At 68.2% G+C, this 18,647-nt stretch carries 18 protein-coding genes; 2 read left to right on the top strand and 16 right to left on the bottom strand.

Annotated features, from left to right (window positions below; all coding sequences use genetic code 11):
- Window positions 1-32 precede the first annotated feature (32 nt).
- From ugpQ to C5F75_RS17355, 12 genes are all read right to left on the bottom strand, one after another.
- Window positions 33-803 carry a glycerophosphodiester phosphodiesterase gene (gene ugpQ, locus C5F75_RS17300; RefSeq protein WP_104012482.1) on the bottom strand — a complete coding sequence of 257 codons (771 nt, stop codon included), beginning with the start codon at window positions 801-803 and terminating at the stop codon, window positions 33-35.
- A gap of 27 nt (window positions 804-830) precedes the next feature.
- Window positions 831-1,916, bottom strand: coding sequence for a sn-glycerol-3-phosphate import ATP-binding protein UgpC (locus C5F75_RS17305; protein ID WP_059640200.1), 1,086 nt, complete (start codon window positions 1,914-1,916; stop codon window positions 831-833).
- Window positions 1,917-1,948: 32 nt separating this feature from the next.
- Window positions 1,949-2,794 (bottom strand): sn-glycerol-3-phosphate ABC transporter permease UgpE, encoded by an 846-nt coding sequence (gene ugpE, locus C5F75_RS17310; protein WP_059577311.1) that lies wholly within the window; start codon window positions 2,792-2,794, stop codon window positions 1,949-1,951.
- Window positions 2,791-3,675, bottom strand: a complete 885-nt coding sequence (gene ugpA, locus C5F75_RS17315) for a sn-glycerol-3-phosphate ABC transporter permease UgpA (protein WP_060315525.1) — start codon at window positions 3,673-3,675, stop codon at window positions 2,791-2,793. The genes ugpE and ugpA overlap by 4 nt, the downstream gene beginning before the upstream one ends.
- Before the next feature lie 96 nt (window positions 3,676-3,771).
- Window positions 3,772-5,106: a sn-glycerol-3-phosphate ABC transporter substrate-binding protein UgpB gene (gene ugpB / locus C5F75_RS17320; RefSeq protein WP_099316001.1), complete on the bottom strand. Its 1,335-nt coding sequence runs from the start codon at window positions 5,104-5,106 to the stop codon at window positions 3,772-3,774.
- Window positions 5,107-5,194: 88 nt separating this feature from the next.
- Entirely contained in the window at window positions 5,195-6,403 is a 1,209-nt protein-coding gene (locus C5F75_RS17325; RefSeq protein ID WP_059577319.1) for a deoxyguanosinetriphosphate triphosphohydrolase, read from the bottom strand.
- A gap of 40 nt (window positions 6,404-6,443) precedes the next feature.
- Window positions 6,444-7,523 carry a 3-dehydroquinate synthase gene (aroB, locus tag C5F75_RS17330; RefSeq protein WP_104012483.1) on the bottom strand — a complete coding sequence of 360 codons (1,080 nt, stop codon included), beginning with the start codon at window positions 7,521-7,523 and terminating at the stop codon, window positions 6,444-6,446.
- Window positions 7,520-8,074 carry a shikimate kinase AroK gene (gene aroK / locus C5F75_RS17335; RefSeq protein ID WP_059577324.1) on the bottom strand — a complete coding sequence of 185 codons (555 nt, stop codon included), beginning with the start codon at window positions 8,072-8,074 and terminating at the stop codon, window positions 7,520-7,522. Before aroK ends, aroB begins: the two co-directional genes overlap by 4 nt.
- 40 nt (window positions 8,075-8,114) lie before the next feature.
- Entirely contained in the window at window positions 8,115-9,740 is a 1,626-nt protein-coding gene (gene pilQ, locus C5F75_RS17340) for a type IV pilus secretin PilQ (protein WP_104012484.1), read from the bottom strand.
- On the bottom strand, window positions 9,737-10,603 hold the full coding sequence (locus C5F75_RS17345) for a pilus assembly protein (RefSeq protein ID WP_104012485.1): 867 nt from the start codon (window positions 10,601-10,603) through the stop codon (window positions 9,737-9,739). Before C5F75_RS17345 ends, pilQ begins: the two co-directional genes overlap by 4 nt.
- A complete protein-coding gene (locus C5F75_RS17350) occupies window positions 10,600-11,253 on the bottom strand; it encodes a fimbrial protein (protein ID WP_104012486.1) in 654 nt (217 codons plus the stop codon). Before C5F75_RS17350 ends, C5F75_RS17345 begins: the two co-directional genes overlap by 4 nt.
- Window positions 11,253-12,176, bottom strand: a complete 924-nt coding sequence (locus C5F75_RS17355) for a type IV pilus biogenesis protein PilM (protein WP_059577333.1) — start codon at window positions 12,174-12,176, stop codon at window positions 11,253-11,255. Before C5F75_RS17355 ends, C5F75_RS17350 begins: the two co-directional genes overlap by 1 nt.
- Before the next feature lie 226 nt (window positions 12,177-12,402).
- Here C5F75_RS17355 and C5F75_RS17360 point away from each other — a divergent pair, with 226 nt between their 5' ends.
- Window positions 12,403-14,790 carry a penicillin-binding protein 1A gene (locus tag C5F75_RS17360; protein WP_104012487.1) on the top strand — a complete coding sequence of 796 codons (2,388 nt, stop codon included), beginning with the start codon at window positions 12,403-12,405 and terminating at the stop codon, window positions 14,788-14,790.
- 80 nt (window positions 14,791-14,870) lie between these two features.
- On the opposite strand, the gene cyaY is transcribed toward C5F75_RS17360, so the two are convergent.
- Entirely contained in the window at window positions 14,871-15,197 is a 327-nt protein-coding gene (gene cyaY, locus C5F75_RS17365) for an iron donor protein CyaY (protein WP_059577339.1), read from the bottom strand.
- Window positions 15,198-15,233: 36 nt separating this feature from the next.
- Here cyaY and lptM point away from each other — a divergent pair, with 36 nt between their 5' ends.
- Complete coding sequence (lptM, locus tag C5F75_RS17370; protein ID WP_081066463.1) at window positions 15,234-15,512, top strand: LPS translocon maturation chaperone LptM; 279 nt, start codon at window positions 15,234-15,236, stop codon at window positions 15,510-15,512.
- A gap of 81 nt (window positions 15,513-15,593) precedes the next feature.
- Here the strand turns inward: lptM and msrQ are convergent, their stop codons facing one another.
- From msrQ to ccsB, 3 genes are all read right to left on the bottom strand, one after another.
- A complete protein-coding gene (msrQ, locus tag C5F75_RS17375; RefSeq protein ID WP_099315994.1) occupies window positions 15,594-16,280 on the bottom strand; it encodes a protein-methionine-sulfoxide reductase heme-binding subunit MsrQ in 687 nt (228 codons plus the stop codon).
- 20 nt (window positions 16,281-16,300) lie between these two features.
- Window positions 16,301-17,296 carry a protein-methionine-sulfoxide reductase catalytic subunit MsrP gene (gene msrP / locus C5F75_RS17380; protein ID WP_059577410.1) on the bottom strand — a complete coding sequence of 332 codons (996 nt, stop codon included), beginning with the start codon at window positions 17,294-17,296 and terminating at the stop codon, window positions 16,301-16,303.
- A gap of 159 nt (window positions 17,297-17,455) precedes the next feature.
- Complete coding sequence (gene ccsB / locus C5F75_RS17385; RefSeq protein WP_059577345.1) at window positions 17,456-18,646, bottom strand: c-type cytochrome biogenesis protein CcsB; 1,191 nt, start codon at window positions 18,644-18,646, stop codon at window positions 17,456-17,458.
- Between the last annotated feature and the right edge of the window lies 1 nt (window position 18,647).

Here is an 18,647-nt window from a genome sequence, read left to right on the forward strand (position 1 = left end):
GGTTTCACCGGACGCCGCCGCCGCCGTGGCGGTCAGACGATGTCGATGTCGTCCAGCGCATCGGGCGCGATCAGGTCGATACGGTCCGTGCAGACGGCATCGATGCCCCAGCGCGCGAGCTCGCGCGCCCGTTCGAGGTCGTTCACCGTGTAAACCAGGATGCGCAATCCGGCGCGCTTGATCGCGCGAACGAGCGGTTCGTCGAGCCGGGTGTGGTCTGCGTGCAACGATACGCAGTCGAGCGCGTCGATCACCTGCGCGCGCCAGTCGTCCGGCACGACTTCGTAGAGCATCCCGCGCGGCAGCGTGGGCGCGCTCGCGCGTGCCTGTCGCAGCGCGTCGAACGAGAACGACGACAGCAGCGGCGCCACGGCGGCATCGCGCCAGTATGCGGCCGCGTCGGCCGCCACGCGTTGCCCGGTTTCGCGCTCGCGCCCCGGGCACGGCTTGATCTCGACGTTCGCGGCCAGCCCGTGCGCGATGCAGCGCGCCGCCGCCGCCTCGAGCGTCGGCATCCGCTCCCCCGCGAAGCGCGCATCGCGCCACGCGCCCGCGTCGAGCGCGGCCAGCGCCGCATAACGCATGCCTGCCGCCGCGCCATGGCCGTTCGACGTCCGGTCGACCGTGTCGTCGTGCAGCAGGAAGGTCACGTCGTCGGCCGACAGCTTCGCGTCGAACTCGACCATCCGGTGACCGCGCCGCGCGCCCTCGTCGAGCGCGGCCAGCGTGTTCTCCGGCGCGAGCGTGCCGCCGCCGCGATGGGCGACGACGCGCGGATAGGGCCAGTCGGTACGGATCGTCATCGTCGGTCTCCCGTCGGTCGAACGGTTTCAGCCGGCGCGCCTGCCGGTCTCGGGATCGAAGAAATGCAGCCGGTGCGCGGGCAGCGCGGCCGCCAGCGCCGTGCCGCGCGCGGGGCGGTCCGCGTGCGGCAGGCGCACCGCGACGTCGTGATCGCCCCAGCGGCCGTGTGCGAGATTGTCCGCGCCGAGCAGTTCGCACGAATCGACCGGCAGCGTCGCGTGCGCCGCGCCCGGCTGCGGCGTCATGTGTTCGGGACGCACGCCGAGCACCCAGTCGCGCCCGGTGGCGATCTCGCTGCCGATGCCGGGCGCGCCGGCGACCGGCAAAGCCGGACCGCCGCCCGCGACGGTGAAGGTCGCGCCGTCTTCCGACAGCCGGCCATGCAGCAGGTTCATCGCGGGCGAGCCGATGAACCCCGCGACGAACACCGTCGCCGGCTTCTCGTACACGTCGACCGGCGCGCCGATCTGCTCCGCGTAGCCGCGGTTCATCACGATCACGCGCTGCGCGAGCGTCATCGCCTCGATCTGGTCGTGCGTCACGTACACGCTCGTCGTCGCGAGCCGCGCGTGCAGCCGCTGGATCTCGAGCCGCATCTGCACGCGCAGCTTCGCGTCGAGGTTCGACAACGGCTCGTCGAACAGGAATACCGACGGCTCGCGCACGATCGCGCGCCCCATCGCGACGCGCTGCCGCTGGCCGCCCGACAGTTCGCGCGGCCGCCGCGCGAGCAGCGGCTCGAGCTCGAGGATCTTCGCGGCCGCGGCCACCCGCGAATCGATCGTCGCGCGCTCGATCCCGCGAATCTTCAGCCCGTAGCCCATGTTCTGCGCGACCGTCATGTGCGGGTACAGCGCATAGTTCTGGAACACCATCGCGATGTCGCGGTCCTTCGGCTCCAGCGCGTTGACGACCCGGTCGCCGATCGCGATCTCGCCGTCGGTCACGCTCTCGAGCCCCGCGATCATCCGCAGCAACGTCGACTTGCCGCAGCCCGACGGGCCGACCAGCACGATGAATTCGCCGTCGGCGATCTCCACGTCGATGCCGTGCAGCACGTGCTGCTTGCCGTCGTAGGATTTCCTGACGCCCTTCAAGCTCAGCGCAGCCATACCTGGTCCTTCTCCCGGTTACCGTCGGTCGTTCATTTCTCGGAATCGACGAGGCCGCGCACGAACCAGCGCTGCATCGCCAGCACGACGACGAGCGGCGGAACCATCGCCAGCAGCGTCGCCGCCATCACGTATTGCCATTCGGTCGCGGCGTCGCCGCTCGCGATCATCGTCTTGATGCCCACCACGGCCGTCGACAGCGACGCTTCCGTCGTGATCAGGATCGGCCACAGATACTGGTTCCAGCCGTAGATGAACGTGATCACGAACAGCGCCGCGATACTCGTCTTCGATAGCGGCAGCACGACATCCCAGAAAAAGCGCAGCGGCCCCGCGCCGTCGATGCGCGCGGCATCCATCAGCTCGTCGGGCAGCGTCATGAAGAACTGGCGGAACAGGAACGTCGCGGTCGCCGACGCGATCAGCGGCAGCGTGAGCCCCGCATAGGTGTTCGTCAGGTGCAGCGTCGACACGACCTGCACGGTCGGGAAGATCCGCACTTCCACCGGCAGCATCAGCGTGACGAAGATCAGCCAGAACGCCGTGTTGCGAAACGGAAAGCGGAAATAGACGATCGCGTACGCGGACAGGATCGACACCGCGATCTTGCCGACCGCGATCCCGAGCGCCATCGCGAAGCTGTTCACGAGGAGGCGGCCGAACGGCGCCGTCGTGCCGCCGCTGCCGTGCCCCCAGATGTACGCGACGTTCTCGAACAGGTGCGTGCTCGGCACGAGCGACAGCGGCACCGTGAACACTTCCTGCGCGTTCATCGTCGCCGCGCAGAACGCGACGTAGACAGGGAACACGATCAGCACGACGCCGGCGATCAGCACCGCGTGGCAGAACAGGTCGAATCCCTTGCGATTTTCGATCATGCGTATTGCACCCTGCGTTCGACGAAGCGGAACTGGATCACCGTGAGCGCGACGACGATGATCATCAGCACGACCGACTGCGCGCCCGAGCTGCCGATGTCGAGCCCCTGGAAGCCCTCCGCGAAGATCTTGTAGATCAGCGTCTTGGTGCTCTGCGCCGGGCCGCCGCCGGTGGCCGCGTCGATCACAGGGAACGTGTCGAAGAACGCGTAGACGAGGTTCACGACCAGCAGGAAGAAGCTCGTCGGCGACAGCAGCGGCAGCACGATGTTGAAGAAGCGCCGCACCGGCCCCGCGCCGTCGATCGCCGCCGCCTCGATCAGCGAGCGCGGGATCGCCTGCAGGCCCGCGTAGAAGAACAGGAAGTTGTAGCTCACCTGCTTCCACACCGACGCCAGCACGACGAGGAACATCGCCTGCTCTCCGTTCAGCGCGTGGTTCCAGACGATGCCGCCCTTCGCGAGCGCATAGGTGATCAGGCCGATGCTCGGGTTGAACAGGAACGCCCACAGCACGGCCGCGATCGTCGGCGCGACCGCGTACGGCCAGATCAGCAGCGTGCGGTACGCGCGCGCGCCGCGGATCACGCGATCGGCGCAGGCGGCCAGCAGCAGCGACACGACGAGACCGCTCACCGTGACGAGCGAACTGAACACGAGCGTCGTGCGGAACGAATCGAGATACAGCGGATCGGCGAACAGGTGCGTGAAGTTCGCGAGGCCGACGAATTCGCTCGACGTGCCGAACGCGTCCTGCGTCTGCGTGGATTGCCACAACGCGACGCCGGCGGGCCACAGGAAAAATACGGCGGTGATCGCGAGCTGCGGCGCGATCAGCAGGTACGGCACCGGGCTCGTACCGAAACGGGAACGGGATTGCATCGCGGGTGTCCGGTCAGGCGAAACGGAAGGGAAACCGCGCCGCCGGACGGCACACGCTCACGCGCGGCGCCGCCGGCGGCACGACGCGATGCGTGCTCAGCCGCCCGACTTCTCGAAGCGGCGCAGCAGTTCGTCGCCGCGCGACGCGGCCGAATCGAGCGCGTCCTTCGGCGACTTCTTCTGCGCCCAGACCTGTTCGAACTCCTCGTCGACGATCGTGCGGATCTGCGGCATGTTGCCCAGCCGCAATCCCTTCGTGTACGGCAGCGGCGGCTTGTTCAGCATCTGCTTGATCGCGGTTTCGGCGCTCGGGTTCTTCGCGTAGAAGCCCTGCTGGCGCGTCAGGTCGTATGCGGCGGTCGTGACCGGCAGGTAGCCCGTGTCCTGGTGCCACTTCGCGGCGACGGGCGGCGAAGCCAGGTACGCGAGGAATTTGGCCACGCCCTTGTAGGTCGCCGGATCCTTGCCGGCCAGCACCCACAGGCTTGCGCCGCCGATGATCGCGTTCTGCGGTGCGCCCTTCACGTTCGCGTCGTACGGCATCATCCCCGTGCCGTAGCTGAACTTCGCGAACTTCTGCACGTTCGCGAGCGCGCCCGACGACGTCGTCAGGATCCCGCAGTCGCCGCTGTAGAACTTCGCCGACGCTTCGTCCTTGCGGCCCGCGTACGTGAACGTGCCGTCCTTCGCCATCTGCTGCAGGAAGGAGATATGTTCGATCTGCTGCGGCTTGTTGAACTCGAGCACGGCGTCGGTGCCGTCGAAGCCGTTGTTGCGGCTCGCGAACGGCAGCCCGTGCCACGCGCTGTAGTTCTCGAGCTGGATCCAGCCCTGCCAGCCGGTCGTGAAGCCGCACGCCATCCCCGACTTGCGCAGTTTCTCGGCGTCGGCCTTCACGTCGGCCCACGTCTTCGGCGGCTGGTTCGGATCGAGGCCGGCCTTCTTGAACGCGTCCTTGTTGTAGTACAGCACCGGCGTCGAGCTGTTGAACGGCATCGAGACGAGGTGGCCCGTCTTCGCGTCGCTGTAGTAGCTCGCGATGGTCGGCACGAACGCCTTTTCGTCGAGCGTCACGCCGGCCTGCTTGAACACGTCGTAAACCGGCACGACCGCCTTCTTCGCCTGCATCATCGTCGCCGTACCGACTTCATAGACCTGGAGGATCGCCGGCGCGTTGCCGCTGCGATAGGCCGCGATGCCGGCCGCGAGCGCCTGGTCGTAAGTGCCCTTGAAGACCGGCACGATCTTGTAATCGCTTTGCGACGCGTTGAACTGGTCGGCGATCGCGTTGACCCGCTCGCCGAGCGCGGCCTCCATCGCATGCCAGAACTGGATTTCCGTCGCGGCGAGCGCGACGTGCTGCGCGCCGAACAGCAGCGCGCCGCCGAGCGCGATCGAACGAACCAGTGTCCCCGCAGGCTTCTTCTTCATCGACCTCTCCTATGAAAACGTTACCAACAGCGTGTGCAACATTCCCGTCGCCATTGAACCGGCGAAGTCTAGTGATCGTTTATGACAGTCAGTTGTCGTTGACGACGAACAGCCGCTGATATTCCTTCAGCGCGAAGCGGTCGGTCATGCCGGCGATGTAGTGCGCGACGAGACGCGGCTGCTGCGCCGCGTCGTCGGACTGATACGGCGGCGGCAGCAGGCGCGGATCGTCGATGAACGCGTCGAACAGCCCCGTGACGACGCGTTGCGCCTTGCTCGCCATGCGCATCACCTTGTAGTGGCGATACAGGTTCTTGAACAGGAAGCGCTTGAGGGCGGCCGCCTGCGCGGCGACCTCGGGGCTATGCGACACGAGCGGCGGCGCGGCGCGCACGTCGTCGAGCGACGCGGGCGCGACGCGGGCGAGATTGCGCGTGGTCTCGTCGATCAGGTCGACAATCAGCGTGTTGATGATGCGGCGCACCGTCTCGTGCACGAGACGGCGGCCTTCGAGGTGCGGGAATTCGGCGAGCGCCGCTTCGTAGTGGCGCTGCCACAGCTCGACTTCCGCGAGCTGCTCGATCGTAATCAGGCCCGAGCGCAGGCCGTCGTCGACGTCGTGGTTGTTGTAGGCGATTTCGTCGGCGATGTTCGCGAGCTGCGCCTCGAGCGACGGCTGGCGGCCCTGCAGGAAGCGCTCGCCGAGCGCGCCGAGCTTGCGCGCATTCTCGCGCGAGCAGTGCTTCAGGATACCTTCGCGCGTCTCGAAGCACAGGTTCAGCCCGTTGAACGCGCCGTAGTGCTCCTCGAGCTCGTCGACCACGGCGAGGCTCTGCAGGTTGTGCTCGAAGCCGCCGTGCTCGCGCATGCACGCATTCAGCGCGTCCTGCCCGGCATGGCCGAACGGCGTATGGCCGAGATCGTGCGCGAGCGAGATCGCTTCGACGAGATCCTCGTTCAGTCGCAGGTTGCGTGCGACCGAGCGCGCGATCTGCGCGACTTCGAGGCTGTGCGTGAGGCGGGTGCGGAACAGGTCGCCTTCGTGATTGACGAAGACCTGGGTCTTGTATTCGAGCCGGCGAAACGCGGTCGAATGGACGATGCGGTCGCGATCGCGCTGGAACTCGGTGCGCGCCGCCGGCGGCGGTTCCGGATGGCGGCGGCCGCGCGACTGCGACGCGTGCGCGGCATACGGAGCGAGATGGGCTTCCAGCGCCGCGAGCGTCGGCGGCTCGGCCACCGGCGCGGCGGATGCGCGGCTGGCTTCGGGCAGTGTGCTGCTGGATGTCTCGCTCACGTCTCCTCCATGTCGGCGGCGCCGGCGAATCCGGGCGCCGTTAGCCGGTCGTCTGCGCCAGTGTAGCGAATACCGCTTCGTCCGGCGCCTGCGTGATCAACGTATCGCCGAATCGCTTCAGCAGGATGAACTTGATCGCGCCGGCCTCGGCCTTCTTGTCGACGCGCATCAGGTCCATGTAGCGCGCGTCGCCGAGCGCGGGCCCGCGGGTCGGCAGGTGCGCGGCCGCGATCACCGCATCGAGGCGTTGCCGCGACGCTTCGTCGAGGAGGCCGAGCCGCACCGACAGGTCGCCCGCCATCACCATCCCGCAGCCGACCGCCTCGCCGTGCAGCCATTCGCCGTAGCCGAGCCCGGCCTCGATCGCATGGCCGAACGTGTGGCCGAAGTTCAGGATCGCGCGCAGGCCGCCTTCGCGCTCGTCGGCCGCGACGACGCTCGCCTTGATCTCGCATGAACGCTTCACCGCATGCGCGAGCGCCGCGGGTTCGCGACGGTTCAGCGCATCGACGTTCGCCTCGATCCAGTCGAAGAACTCGGCATCGGCGATCGCGCCCGTCTTGATGACTTCGGCGACGCCGGCCGCCAGTTCGCGATCGGGCAGCGTCGTCAGCGCGCCGATGTCCGCGATCACGGCCTGCGGCTGGTAGAACGCGCCGATCATGTTCTTGCCGAGCGGATGGTTGATGCCCGTCTTGCCGCCGACCGACGAATCGACCTGCGACAGCAGCGTCGTCGGCACCTGGATGAACGGCACGCCGCGCATGTAGCACGCGGCCGCAAAGCCCGTCATGTCGCCGACCACGCCGCCGCCGAGCGCGACGAGCGTCGTCCTGCGATCGGCGTGATCCGTCAGCAGGCCGTCGAAGATCAGGTTCAGCGTTTCCCAGTTCTTGTACGCCTCTCCGTCCGGCAGCACGACCGTCGACACGCGCTTGCCGAGCGGCGCGAGCGCCACGCGCAGCGCGTCGCCGTAGAGCGGATCGACCGTCGTGTTCGTGACGATCGTGACGGACGAGCCGTTGATGTGGGGCGCGAACAACTCGGTGCGGCCGATCAGGCCGGCGCCAATATGAATCGGATAGGCGCGGTCGCCCAGATCGACGTTGACTGTAATCATGCTTGTAGCGGCTTGGCGATGACGCCGGCCAGTTCGAGTTGCATCAGCACCATGTTGACGAGGCCGTTGACCGACGGGCGGCCGGTCTCGATGACGAAATCCGCGCATTCGCGGTACAGCGGGTCGCGCACTTCATACAGCGCTTCGAGACGCCCCTTCGGATCTTCCGTCTGCAACAGCGGGCGGTTCTTGTCCTTGCGCGTGCGCAGCCACAGATCGTGCGGATTGGCGCGCAGGTAGACGACGATGCCGTGGCTTTTCAGGCTGTCGCGATTTTCCGGGCGCAGCACCGCGCCGCCGCCCGTGGCGAGCACGATGTTCTCGCGCTGCGTGAGATCGGCGATCACCTGCGTTTCACGATCACGAAACCCGGCCTCGCCCTCCAGCTCGAAGATCACCGGAATGCGCGCGCCCGTACGGGCCTCGATTTCGTGGTCGGAGTCGAAGAACGTCCTGTCGAGACGACGCGCGACCGCACGGCCCACGGTGGTCTTACCCGCTCCCATAAGGCCGACGAAAAATACGTTTGCATGTGGGTCCCGCGCTTGCAACGGCTTCCTCTGCTTCAATCTTGCTGGTGTGTGGCGCAGCTTACTGGCAAAGCGGCTGCCTTGTCGAGCCTGCGCCGGCGGCTTCCGGCCCCGTTTCCTCGGCATCCGCGCCGCCCGCGCCGGGTGCGCCGCAACGCGCGTCGACGACGGTCGGCGTGATGAAGACGACCAGTTCGTGGCGCTGGTCGCGCTGCGCGCGGTGCCGGAAAAGCGCGCCCAGAAGCGGTATTTTGCCCAAGAGCGGCACCCGCGTCACATCGTTCCGGTTCAGTTGCTCGTAGATGCCGCCGATCGCGACCGTCCCGCCGTTCTCGACCTCCACGCGCGTCTGCACGTGCTTCGTATGGATCGCGGGGCCCGCCGCGGTCGGCTCCCCGACGCTGTCCTTCGTCACGTCGAGATCGAGCACCACGCGCCCATCCGGCGTGATCTGCGGCTCGACCTCCAGCTTGAGCGTCGCGCGGCGGAACTGCACGCCGCTCATGCCATTACCGACCTTCGCCTGGTACGGGAGCTCGGAACCCTGCTCGACGATGGCCTTGACGCGGTCGGCCGTCACCACCCGCGGACGCGAAACGATCTGGCCCCGGCCCTGCGCCTCCAGCGCGCTCAGCTCGATGTCGAGTACGCGGCTGAGCGGCGCGGCGAACAGCGTGAAGCCGGCGGTGGCCGCGTCGAAGCCGCCGAGCGGCCGCGCGGCGAGATCGAGCGCGTTGCGCGTGTCCGCCGTGAAGGGCATGCCGTCGGCCGGCGACGGCCGCCCCTGCGCACGCAGCGCGACACGCGCGCCGAGGCTGCGCGAGAAACCGTGCTCGCCTTCGACGATGCGGGCCTCGATCCGGACCTGCCGCGACGGTCGGTCGATCGCGTCGATCAGGCCGGCGATCTGCGCGATGCGCGGCGCGAGATCGGTCACGAACAGCAGGTTCGTGCGCGGATCGGCCGCCGCGGCGCCGCGCTTCGACAGCAGGCGTTGGCCGGTCGCGCCGGCCAGCAGCCGTTGCACGTCCTGCGCGCGCGGATAGTGCAGCACGAACGTACGGCTCGCGAGCGGCTCCAGATCGGCGGCCCGCGCGTGCATGTCGAAGCGCTCGCGTTCGCGCGCAGCCAGCTCGGCTGCCGGGGTGACCCAGATCACGTTGCCGCGCCGGGACATCGCGAGCCCGTGCGTGTCGAGCAGCGTATCGAATGCGTCGCGCCAGCCGACATTGTTCAGACGTAACGTCACCGTGCCCCGCACCTGCTCGCCGACGACGATGTTGAGCCCCGTGAACCGCGCGATCGCGTCGAACGCAGCCGCGAGCCCGACGCCCTGCAGATTCAGCGAGATCCGCCGTGCGTCGTCCGCATCGCCCGGTTGCCGGGCCGCGGCGTCGCTCATCCGGGCCGGCGGCGCCAGCGGGATCGGCGGTCCCTCCAGCGCGGGGCCCGGTGCAGCGGTTTCCGTCTGCAGCGCCGCACGCGCCGCCTGTTCCAACGGCGGCGGGCCGGCGTCCTGCGCGACCGCGCTGTCCATGCCGTCAGCCACCTGCGGCGGCAAGCGCGGCACCGGCACATCCATGGATCCGGCAGGCCACACCGCCGGCAGCGGCGGCAACGACGCGCTTGCGCCGGCCGCCATCATGCCGGCCCAGATGGCAAGCGCCCCACAACGGTACTTCGTCACGGCCGGCCTCCGTCGTCCAGGACGAGACGCTGCGATCCGTCCACCGTCGCGAGCATCACGGCCGCGCGCTCGACGCGCACCACGCGCGCGGCCCCCAACACCTCGCCCGGTGCAACGGTCGTGAACGTGCCGTCGCCGTCGTCGAACAACGCGAGACCGGCACGCGCATCGCGAATCGTGCCGGCAAGGCGCGCGGCGTGCCCCGCCGCCTCGGCCAGGCCAGCCTCGCCGAACGGATCGGCGCCGGGCGCAACGGCGTGAACCGGCGTGTTGCCCTCCGCGGCCGATATCGCAGGCAGCGCCGGAAACACGTCGATGGACATGTCCACCCGCTCCGCCGACACGCCACGCTCGATACGCAGCGCCGACGGAACGGCCAGCACCGGAAAGCGCGCCAGCCCGCCAACCAGATGCAGCAGCGCACTGAAACCGCCATCCGCGGCGATATGTACGGTGCGCCTGCCGTCCGGTGCCGCGCCATCGGCGCGCTGAGGTTCGATCGACACGCCGTGCAGCCCGCTGGACGCGGCCAGATCGGCCAGTTCCAGCATCAGCGCGGCCCACTCCGGCACCGGCGGCAAGCGATCGTCGCGCGTCGACGCATGATGCCCGTCGCGCCGTTGTGCGGCGGATGCAAGCATGCGTTGCGCGTCGGCCGCACGCGCCTGCGCCGCGGCAAGCAACGCGCGACTATGGGCAAGCCCGCTCCAGTCGGCCGCATTTACCAGATGAATGCCGCCTGCCAGCACGACCGCGAATGCCAGCACGCAACCGGCGGCATGCACGGCCGCCGGCGACATGCGCGACACGCGGCCCGGCGCGGCGCCTTCGAGCGGTACCGGCCGATGCACGAGCGCCGTCATGCGCCACCTCTCGATACCTTCCGCGACGACGTCGCGTCGTGCCAGCGCAACTGCACGGAGAACCGAAAAGGCATCCCGGCCGTCGAAGCCGGCCCATCCGACGCCGGCTTCAACGTGTCTATATCGATCCGCCAGTCGCGCTGCTCGCGCGCCATCGCGGCGAGCCACCGCGCAGCCGCCCGGTAACTCGCGGCGCGCGCATCGAGCACGGCGCCGGTCGACGTCATGCGCAGCGCGTCGAGCCGGACATGATCGGCGCGCACCTGCTTCAGGGTCGCCAGCAACCCCGCCACGCGCCGGTAGGGCGCGGCCAGCGCCGCCGCCTGCGCGTCGCGCCGCGCGACGGCGACGGCGGCATGGGCGGCGCGCGTCGCGGCAGCCACCTGTGGCTGCAACTGCCGCAGCCGCGCCTCCACGCCGGCGCGCTCGGCGTCCACGCGCCACCGCGACAGGACGGCAGCGCCCGTCCACAGCCCGGCGCCGAGCACGCCGAGCAGCATCGCCACACTGAACTGCGCGGCCCGGCGGCGCCGCAACGCCTGCGCCAACCGCTCGCGGTACGGCAGCAGATTGAAGTCGCCGAGTACCGCCTGTACCGCCTGCCCGGCCGCACCCCCCGCGCCCTCGTTTGCCGCCACGTGACCGGCCATCATTCCCACACCCCGCGCAACGCCAGCCCGAACGCGACGGCAAACGCCGGGCCGCCCCGCACGCCGGCGCGCACGCACGGCTGCCCGTCCCAACCCGTGCAGTCGAACGGAACCACAGCCGTGCCGAGCACATCGCCAATCTCTGCGACGGACGTATCGAAGCGGGCGATACATCGCTCGTCCCCGGCGACGAGTACGCAATGGACGGCCCCGAGCGCGCGCCGGCGCAACGCGTCGGGAAGCGCTTCCGGCAACGTGCCGGACAGCGTCAGCACCGGGATGGCCGACGGGCCCTCGATCCGCCAGCCGCGCACGCCTGCGTCGCAGAACCACAGCACGGCATAGGCGCGCTGCGCATCGGGTTCGAACTGCGCGGCATAGCGCAACGCACGCAGCACGGCGGCCGACTCGCCGTCGATCACCGTCAGGTCGATACCGGCCTGCGCGGCCACGTCGATCCGCCGCTCGAGCAGCGCCAGCGGCGCCACCGCCACCGCGATCTCGCCGGACCGCACGCCGCCGTAGTGCCGCCAGTCGAACGCGAGACTGTCCGGCGCCAGCCCCGAGAGGCGTTCGGCGGCCTGCCGCGCGGCGTCCGCGATGTCGCCGCGCCCGGCCAGATCGAGCGTCGCGGTGCGCATCTCGTCATCGTGCAGCGCCATCACGCCGCGCGCGTCGCACCGCACATCGGACGCCGACAGCCGCGACACGGCCGCCGCCAGCGATCGCGCGACCGCTGCCCAGCGCGCGTCTTCCGGCCCATCCGCCAGCCCGACCGGTTCCCGCTCGAGCCCCTCGACGCACACCTCCGTGCCCCTGCCGCGCCCGCTGACCACGGCGACCCTCACCTCGTGCGCGCCGACGTCGATTCCCGTCGACCGGTGCCTGCCCTGTACAAACCGCGCCACCCATCGTCCTGCCATCCCAGCCTCCCGAGATCGTCGCGGCCCACGCCGCGTTTCCGAGACCTGATTCTGCAAAGCGGCGCGCGCGGCCGACAGTCGGCCAAACGGCCAGAATCGGTTCGCGGCGGCCGTGCACGGACTATGCTGACGGCACGCCGATCCGCGGCTTTTCGACGGGCGGCCCCCGCGTCAGGGCCGGTCTTACCGGGCAGCTATAATCGCGGGACTGTTTTCCGGTATGCCTATGCAATCCACGACTCCTACGTCCCCGCCTCCCGCTTCGGAGCCGAAGAAGCGGCCCTGGTGGCTCAAAGTCCTGCTCGGCTTCGCCGCGATGTGCGTGGCCCTCGTCGTGGCCGGCGGCCTCGTGCTCGGCTACGCGCTCGTCGTGGCCTGGCCGAACATGCCGTCGCTCGACGCGCTGACCGACTACCGCCCGAAGGTGCCGCTGCGCATCTATACGTCCGATCACGTGCTGATCGGCGAATTCGGCGAGGAGCGCCGCGACGTCGTCCATTTCAAGGACGTGCCCGACTCGCTGAAGAAGGCGATCCTCGCGATCGAGGACGCGCGCTTCTACGATCACGGCGGCGTCGACCTCACCGGCATCATCCGCGCCGGCTTCGTCGCGCTGACGAACGGCCACGCGTCGCAGGGCGCGAGCACGATCACGATGCAGGTCGCGCGCAACTTCTTCCTGTCGAGCGAGAAGACCTACACGCGCAAGATCTACGAGATGCTGCTCGCGTACCGGATCGAGCGCGCGCTGACGAAGGATCAGATTCTCGAGGTCTACATGAATCAGATCTATCTCGGCCAGCGCGCGTACGGCTTCGCGAGCGCGGCGCGGGTCTATTTCGGCAAGGACCTGAAGGACATCACGCTCGCGGAAGCCGCGATGCTCGCGGGGCTGCCGAAGGCGCCGTCCGCGTACAACCCGGTCGTCAACCCGAAGCGCGCGAAGGTGCGCCAGGAATACATCCTCCAGCGGATGCTTGAGCTGAACTTCATCACGCGAGAGCAGTACGACGAAGCCTCCGCGCAGCCGCTCGTCGTCAAGGGGCCGGGCCGCGATTTCAGCGTGCACGCCGAGTACGTCGCCGAAATGGTCAGACAGATGATGTACGCGCAGTATCGCGAGGAAACCTACACGCGCGGCTTCAACGTCGTCACGACGATCGATTCCGCGGACCAGCAGGTCGCATACACCGCGCTGCGCAAGGGCATCATGGATTACGAGCGCCGCCACGGCTATCGCGGGCCGGAGGGCTTCATCGAGCTGCCGGCCGGTGCCGACGATCGTGAACAGGCGATCGACGACGCGCTGCTCGAGCACCCCGACAACGGCGAGCTGATCGCCGCGGTCGTGACGGCCGCGAGCCCGCGCCAGATCACGGTCGCGTTCATCGACGGCAGCAATGCGACGATCGACGGCGACAACCTGCGCTTCGCGTCGAGCGCGCTGTCCGCCAACGCGCAGCCGAACCGCCGCATCCGCCCCGGCGCGATCGTCCGCGTGGTGAAGAGCGATGCCGGCAAGTGGTCGATCACGCAGTTGCCGCAGGTCGAAGGCGCGTTCCTGTCGATCGTCCCGCAGGACGGGGCGATCCGCTCGCTCGTCGGCGGCTTCGACTACAACAAGAACAAGTTCAACCACGTCACGCAGGCGTGGCGGCAGCCCGGTTCGTCGTTCAAGCCGTTCATCTACTCGGCGTCGCTCGACAAGGGCCTCGGGCCGGCCACCGTGATCAACGACGGCCCGCTGTATTTCAGCGCCGCGGAAACGGGCGGCCAGCCGTGGGAGCCGAAGAACTACGGCGGCGGCTTCGAGGGCCCGATGTCGATGCGCACCGCGCTGCAGCGCTCGCGCAACCTCGTGTCGATCCGGATCCTGAACCACATCGGCACGAAATACGCGCAGCAATACATCACGCGCTTCGGCTTCGACGCCGAGCGCCATCCGGCCTACCTGCCGATGGCGCTCGGCGCCGGCCAGGTCACGCCGCTGCAGATGGCCGGCGCGTACTCGGTCTTCGCGAACGGCGGCTACCGCGTCAATCCGTACCTGATCGCCGAAGTCACCGATCCGAACGGCGCGATCGTCGCGCGTGCGCAGCCGCTCGTCGCCGAGCAGAATGCGCCGCGCGCGATCGATGCGCGCAACGCCTACGTGATGAACAGCCTGCTGCAGAGCGTCGCGCAGCGCGGCACGGGCGCGCGGACCAACGTGCTGAAGCGCACCGATCTCGCGGGCAAGACCGGCACGACGAACGACTCGCACGACGCGTGGTTCGCCGGCTACCAGCACACGCTCGCCGCGATCGCATGGATCGGCTACGACAATCCGCGTAGCCTCGGCGATCGCGAAACCGGCGGCGGCCTGTCGCTGCCGGTCTGGATCGACTACATGGGTGCGGCGCTGAAGGGCGTGCCGGAGTTCAAGCCGACGGTGCCTGAAGGCGTGGAGTCGCTCGGCGGCGAACTGTACTTCACCGAGTTCACGCCCGGTCACGGCTTCGTGTCGACGGTCGGCGTGCCGCAGGCGCCGGCCGCGCAGGACGTCGACGAAGCGGTGCCGCACGTCGACGAACAGGAAAAGCAGGACATCATGAACCTGTTCCGCGGCCACTGACGCGCGGCCACGGCCATGAAAAAAGCGCCCGCGGGCGCTTTTTCTTTTGGTACGACGTTCGGAGCGCAGCGCCCCGGCCGTCACGCGCTGAACGTGATCGGCAGGCCGGCCTGCTGGGTCGCGTATTCGGTGAGCGCCGAGAAGAACTCGGTGCCCGTGCGCGTATCGCGCCACGCGCCGTCGACGAAACGGTAGTGGAATCCGCCCGCCTTCGCCGCGATCCACACTTCCTTCATCGGCGGCTGCAGGTTGACGATGATCTTCGAGCCGTTCTCGAACGTCAGCGTCAGCACGCTGCCGTTGCGCTCCAGATCGATGTCGTGATCGCCGTCGTTCGCGACGTCCACGGTACGCTCGACGGCCGCCAGCACGGCCTCGGCACGGGCCAGGTATTCAGTATCGGACATGCTAAACTCTATCGGTTAAATTGTTCAGGGACGATCATGCGAGTCGTTTTCCGGATGAGCGCGATTGTAGCGGCTTTGGCGATTCTTGCCGGCTGCGGTCAAAGCGGCGCGCTCTATCTGCCCACCGTGCCTCCGATGCCCAAGCCGATCCAGCAGCAGAACACGCCGCCGTCGGATGTGAAACCGACCGACGAAAACGCGTCGTCCGACGAGACGCCCGATACGTCCGGCTCGCCGCTCACGCTGTCGCCCGAGTTGTCGAGCAGCGCATCGACCATGCCAGCCCCGGCATCGGGCCCGGCCGCCACGAAGTAACGACGCGATGCCGCCCGCGCGGCGCTCGCAACAAGGCGATGACCTCCCGGTCATCGCCTTTTGTTTTTCCGGGCCGCACCATCACGCACGCACGCGCCGCCATCCCCACGCAACCAGCCGCCAGCCGAGCAGCACGGCGACGATCGCCGCGTAGAGTTTCGGCTGCGCGAGATCGTGCTTGCCGGCACGCATCCACCAGAAATGCAGCACGCCGAACAGCGCGATCGCGTAGATCGCTTTGTGCAGCGTCGCCCAATGGCGACCGAGCCGGCGCACCATCGCGCGCGGCGACGTCGCGGCGAGCGGAATCAGCAGCACGAACGCCGCGAAGCCGACCGTGATGAACGGGCGCTTGCCGACGTCCTTGAGGATCGCGACGACGTCGAACCACTTGTCGAACCACAGGTAGGTCGTGAAATGCAGCGTCGCGTAAAAGAACGCGAACAGCCCGATCATCCGGCGAAAGCGCAGCAGCGGTGCGAAGCCCGTCATGCGCCTCAGCGGCGTGACGGCAAGCGTGATGCACAACAGGACGAGCGTCCACAAGCCCGTCGAGCGCGTGATGAACTCGAGCGGGTTCGCGCCGAGCCGGTCGGTCAGCCCGAGCAGCACGAGGCGCGCGAGCGGATAGAGGCCGGCCGCGAACACCAGCACCTTGGCCGGTGCGAGCCAGCGCGGCGCGGCGGGACGGACCGCGCCGGCCCGCGCCGTGCGTGCATCGGGCCCGGCGCTTGCCGCGCGCGCGGGCGTGAGCGTCGAAGGAGGCATGTCGTTTCTCACCGTCGCACTCAGAAGTTCTTCTTCAGGTCCATGCCCTGATACATCGATGCGACCAGGTCGCCGTAGCCGTTGAACATCAGCGTCTTGCGCTTCGGCGTGAAGAAACCGTCCTCGCCGATGCGCCGCTCGGTCGCCTGGCTCCAGCGCGGATGATCGACGTTCGGGTTCACGTTCGAATAAAAGCCGTACTCGTTCGCGGCGTATGTGTTCCAGCTCGTCTTCGGCTGCTTGTCGACGAAGCGGATCTTCACGAGCGATTTCGCGCTCTTGAACCCGTATTTCCACGGCACGACGATTCGCACCGGCGCACCGTTCTGGTTCGGCAACACCTGCCCGTAGACGCCCATCGTCAGCAGCGTCAGCGGATTCATCGCCTCGTCCATGCGCAGCCCTTCCGAGTACGGCCAGTCGAGCACGGGCGTCGACAGGCCCGGCATCTGCGACGGATCGGCCAGCGTGACGAACTGCACGTATTTCGCGTTGCCGGTCGGCTGCACGCGCCGGATCAGCTCGGACAGCGGCACGCCGATCCACGGGATCACCATCGACCAGCCCTCGACGCAGCGCAGCCGGTACACGCGCTCCTCGAGCGGCGCGAGCTTCAACAGCTCGTCGAGATCGAATACCTTCGGATGCTGCACCTCGCCCTCGACACTCACACGCCACGGACGCGGCCGCAGCGTGCCCGCGTTCTGCGCCGGGTCGCTCTTGTCGGTGCCGAATTCGTAGAAGTTGTTGTAGGACGTGATGTCCTTGAACGGCGTGACCTTGTCGATCGCGACGAATTTCGGGTTCGTTTTTGCCGCGAGCTTCGCCGCCCGCGCGTCGGGGGACGCATACGCGGCAAGCGCCGCGCCGCTCGCGCCGAACAGGCCGCCGGCGGCCGCGAATCCGGCCGCCTGCAATACGCGCCGCCGGTTCTCGAATACCGCGCGCGGCGTGATCTCGCTCGGCGCGATGTCCGCGCCGGTCAGTACGTTACGCAAAGGGCGTTTGATCCACATCGTCCAGTTCCTCCCGCATGCGCGGCGCGCATGCTTCATCAGCGTTCGACCCGGCCCGTCGCGCGCCGTTCGACGCCTCGATCGCCCGCTCGTTACAAAAGAAAACCGCCGGGCACGCGGTGCACCGGCGGTTTGATAGTCGGACGAACGGCGAAAATCTTACAGCTTGCCGTAGCTGTGCAGGCCAGACAGGAACATGTTGACGCCGAGGAACGCGAACGTCGTGACCAGCAGGCCGGTGAGCGCCCACCACGCGGCCACCGCGCCGCGCAGGCCTTTCATCAGCCGCATGTGCAGCCACGCCGCGTAGTTCAGCCACACGATCAGCGCCCAGGTTTCCTTCGGGTCCCAGCTCCAGTAGCCGCCCCACGCTTCGGCCGCCCACAGCGCGCCGAGAATCGTCGCGATCGTGAAAAACGCGAAACCGACCGCGATCGACTTGTACATCACGTCGTCGAGCACTTCCAGCGTCGGCAGGCGATCGGCGAGGATGCCGCGTTCCTTCATCAGGTACGCGACCGACACCATCGCCGACAGCGCGAAGCTGCCGTAGCCGATGAAGTTCGCCGGCACGTGGATCTTCATCCACCAGCTTTGCAGGGCCGGCACGAGCGGCTGGATCTGCTGCGCATCGCGCGCGACCGAGTACCACATCAGGAAGCCGACCGCCGCGCTGATGACCAGCAGCACGAACGCGCCGAGCGAACGGGTGCCGTAGTGGCCTTCGTAATACAGATAAAGCAGCGCGGTGATCAGGCTGAACAGGACGAACACTTCATACAGGTTCGAAACGGGGATATGCCCGACGTCCGCCCCGATCAGGTAGGACTCGTACCAGCGCACCATCAGCCCCGTGAAGCCCATCAGCACCGCGACCCACGTGAGCTTCTGGCCGATCGCGGCGCCCGTTTCCGAGCGCGCGAGCAGGCCGATCCAGTAGAAGATCGTCGCGAGCACGAACAGCGCGCTCATCCACAGGATCGCCGACTGGCTCGACAGGAAGTACTTGAGGAAGAACGCCGAATCGGCGCGCGCGAGATCGCCCTGGTAGATCTGGATCGACAGCAGCGACAGCACGGCGATCGACGCCATCATCAGCCGCGCGGGCTTCCAGCGCCAGCCGAGCGCGACGAGCGCCGGCACGGTGCCGATCATCACCGCCTTGTCGTAGTAATCCATGTGCGCGTTGTAGTGCACGAGCGCATAGCCCGCGCCCGCCACCAGCGCCAGGGCGAACAGCCAGTCGAACAGCGACAGGCGCGCGAGGAACGGACGGTCGTCGAACAGCGGCGACGATGCCGACGCCGGAGCCGACGCCGTACGGGAAGAGGAAACTTGCGTGAGATCCATG

The organism is Burkholderia anthinoferrum (assembly GCF_002925705.1).
In the GTDB taxonomy this organism is placed as follows: Bacteria; Pseudomonadota; Gammaproteobacteria; order Burkholderiales; family Burkholderiaceae; genus Burkholderia; species Burkholderia semiarida.